The sequence below is a fragment of the Actinacidiphila cocklensis genome, assembly GCF_907177275.1.
In the GTDB taxonomy this organism is placed as follows: Bacteria; Actinomycetota; Actinomycetes; order Streptomycetales; family Streptomycetaceae; genus Actinacidiphila; species Actinacidiphila cocklensis.
Map to the genome: position 1 here is coordinate 1 of NZ_CAJSLV010000135.1, position 3,341 is coordinate 3,341.

The 3,341-nt window shown below is 51.0% G+C and carries 3 protein-coding genes; 1 reads left to right on the forward strand and 2 read right to left on the reverse strand.

All coding sequences use genetic code 11. The features are described 5' to 3' along the window. Window positions 1–424: terminase gpA endonuclease subunit (locus tag NFU81_RS40695; protein ID WP_479688515.1), on the reverse strand; the 424-nt coding region annotated here is incomplete at its 3' end. Between the two features lie 610 nt (window positions 425–1,034). Here NFU81_RS40695 and NFU81_RS40700 point away from each other — a divergent pair. Beyond that, window positions 1,035–1,895, forward strand: coding sequence for a broad-spectrum class A beta-lactamase TEM-116 (locus NFU81_RS40700; protein WP_000027050.1), 861 nt, complete (start codon window positions 1,035–1,037; stop codon window positions 1,893–1,895). 1,083 nt (window positions 1,896–2,978) lie between these two features. Here NFU81_RS40700 and NFU81_RS40710 read toward each other — a convergent pair. Continuing rightward, window positions 2,979–3,341, reverse strand: a 363-nt coding sequence (locus NFU81_RS40710) for a major capsid protein (protein WP_479688514.1), incomplete at its 5' end; no start/stop codon positions are given.

Here is a 3,341-nt window from a genome sequence, read left to right on the forward strand (position 1 = left end):
GAATAGTGCCCCCCTTTTTTTTGAAGAAGAAGAAGAACCGATACCAAACATAGAGAAACGAAACAATGTCATTTAAAGCGCTGAAGAAGGGGGATCCTCTAGAGTCCAGCAGCGCACTGAGATCCAGCTGCCAGCGGGAAATACTGATGCGCAGCGCCGCCAGCGCATAAACGAAGCAGTCGAGTGCCTCATTGCGTCGCTTTTTGCTGTCCCACAGTATTTTTTTCCTGCCATCCACCCATTTTTCGACCTGCTCTTCAGCAGTCAGCTGCTGCGCTTCGGTCAGATCAAAAATATCCGGGTTATTCGGGAAGTGAACGGCACCGGGAAGCGGTTCATCCCCTTCCGGCGTCAGTGTGAAGCGGTTATAAATCTGCTCTTTCGCGGTATCCGTACCGATTTCGGTAAGGTAAACGACCTGCAGGCATGCAAGCTTGGCACTGGCCGTCGTTTTACAACGTCGTGACTGGGAAAACCCTGGCGTTACCCAACTTAATCGCCTTGCAGCACATCCCCCTTTCGCCAGCTGGCGTAATAGCGAAGAGGCCCGCACCGATCGCCCTTCCCAACAGTTGCGCAGCCTGAATGGCGAATGGCGCCTGATGCGGTATTTTCTCCTTACGCATCTGTGCGGTATTTCACACCGCATATGGTGCACTCTCAGTACAATCTGCTCTGATGCCGCATAGTTAAGCCAGCCCCGACACCCGCCAACACCCGCTGACGCGCCCTGACGGGCTTGTCTGCTCCCGGCATCCGCTTACAGACAAGCTGTGACCGTCTCCGGGAGCTGCATGTGTCAGAGGTTTTCACCGTCATCACCGAAACGCGCGAGACGAAAGGGCCTCGTGATACGCCTATTTTTATAGGTTAATGTCATGATAATAATGGTTTCTTAGACGTCAGGTGGCACTTTTCGGGGAAATGTGCGCGGAACCCCTATTTGTTTATTTTTCTAAATACATTCAAATATGTATCCGCTCATGAGACAATAACCCTGATAAATGCTTCAATAATATTGAAAAAGGAAGAGTATGAGTATTCAACATTTCCGTGTCGCCCTTATTCCCTTTTTTGCGGCATTTTGCCTTCCTGTTTTTGCTCACCCAGAAACGCTGGTGAAAGTAAAAGATGCTGAAGATCAGTTGGGTGCACGAGTGGGTTACATCGAACTGGATCTCAACAGCGGTAAGATCCTTGAGAGTTTTCGCCCCGAAGAACGTTTTCCAATGATGAGCACTTTTAAAGTTCTGCTATGTGGCGCGGTATTATCCCGTATTGACGCCGGGCAAGAGCAACTCGGTCGCCGCATACACTATTCTCAGAATGACTTGGTTGAGTACTCACCAGTCACAGAAAAGCATCTTACGGATGGCATGACAGTAAGAGAATTATGCAGTGCTGCCATAACCATGAGTGATAACACTGCGGCCAACTTACTTCTGACAACGATCGGAGGACCGAAGGAGCTAACCGCTTTTTTGCACAACATGGGGGATCATGTAACTCGCCTTGATCGTTGGGAACCGGAGCTGAATGAAGCCATACCAAACGACGAGCGTGACACCACGATGCCTGTAGCAATGGCAACAACGTTGCGCAAACTATTAACTGGCGAACTACTTACTCTAGCTTCCCGGCAACAATTAATAGACTGGATGGAGGCGGATAAAGTTGCAGGACCACTTCTGCGCTCGGCCCTTCCGGCTGGCTGGTTTATTGCTGATAAATCTGGAGCCGGTGAGCGTGGGTCTCGCGGTATCATTGCAGCACTGGGGCCAGATGGTAAGCCCTCCCGTATCGTAGTTATCTACACGACGGGGAGTCAGGCAACTATGGATGAACGAAATAGACAGATCGCTGAGATAGGTGCCTCACTGATTAAGCATTGGTAACTGTCAGACCAAGTTTACTCATATATACTTTAGATTGATTTAAAACTTCATTTTTAATTTAAAAGGATCTAGGTGAAGATCCTTTTTGATAATCTCATGACCAAAATCCCTTAACGTGAGTTTTCGTTCCACTGAGCGTCAGACCCCGTAGAAAAGATCAAAGGATCTTCTTGAGATCCTTTTTTTCTGCGCGTAATCTGCTGCTTGCAAACAAAAAAACCACCGCTACCAGCGGTGGTTTGTTTGCCGGATCAAGAGCTACCAACTCTTTTTCCGAAGGTAACTGGCTTCAGCAGAGCGCAGATACCAAATACTGTTCTTCTAGTGTAGCCGTAGTTAGGCCACCACTTCAAGAACTCTGTAGCACCGCCTACATACCTCGCTCTGCTAATCCTGTTACCAGTGGCTGCTGCCAGTGGCGATAAGTCGTGTCTTACCGGGTTGGACTCAAGACGATAGTTACCGGATAAGGCGCAGCGGTCGGGCTGAACGGGGGGTTCGTGCACACAGCCCAGCTTGGAGCGAACGACCTACACCGAACTGAGATACCTACAGCGTGAGCTATGAGAAAGCGCCACGCTTCCCGAAGGGAGAAAGGCGGACAGGTATCCGGTAAGCGGCAGGGTCGGAACAGGAGAGCGCACGAGGGAGCTTCCAGGGGGAAACGCCTGGTATCTTTATAGTCCTGTCGGGTTTCGCCACCTCTGACTTGAGCGTCGATTTTTGTGATGCTCGTCAGGGGGGCGGAGCCTATGGAAAAACGCCAGCAACGCGGCCTTTTTACGGTTCCTGGCCTTTTGCTGGCCTTTTGCTCACATGTTCTTTCCTGCGTTATCCCCTGATTCTGTGGATAACCGTATTACCGCCTTTGAGTGAGCTGATACCGCTCGCCGCAGCCGAACGACCGAGCGCAGCGAGTCAGTGAGCGAGGAAGCGGAAGAGCGCCCAATACGCAAACCGCCTCTCCCCGCGCGTTGGCCGATTCATTAATGCAGCTGGCACGACAGGTTTCCCGACTGGAAAGCGGGCAGTGAGCGCAACGCAATTAATGTGAGTTAGCTCACTCATTAGGCACCCCAGGCTTTACACTTTATGCTTCCGGCTCGTATGTTGTGTGGAATTGTGAGCGGATAACAATTTCACACAGGAAACAGCTATGACATGATTACGAATTTTAAGCACGGCAGAAACTGCCTGCATCTCTTCGACCTGAGCAATGGCCAGCTCTTCGTCACGCATGTTCTGCATGATGATGCGACGGCGGCGGTAAGCCGGGTCCGCCAGATTCTGCGGATCTTCATCCGGCAGGCGACGCAGGGTCATCTGCGGATTCACTTCATGCTTCGGCTTGACATATCCCGGCGTAAATTCAGAGGTGGAGCCGCCACGGGAACGGATAACCTCACCGGAAACAATCGGCGAAACGTACAGCGCCATGTTTACCAG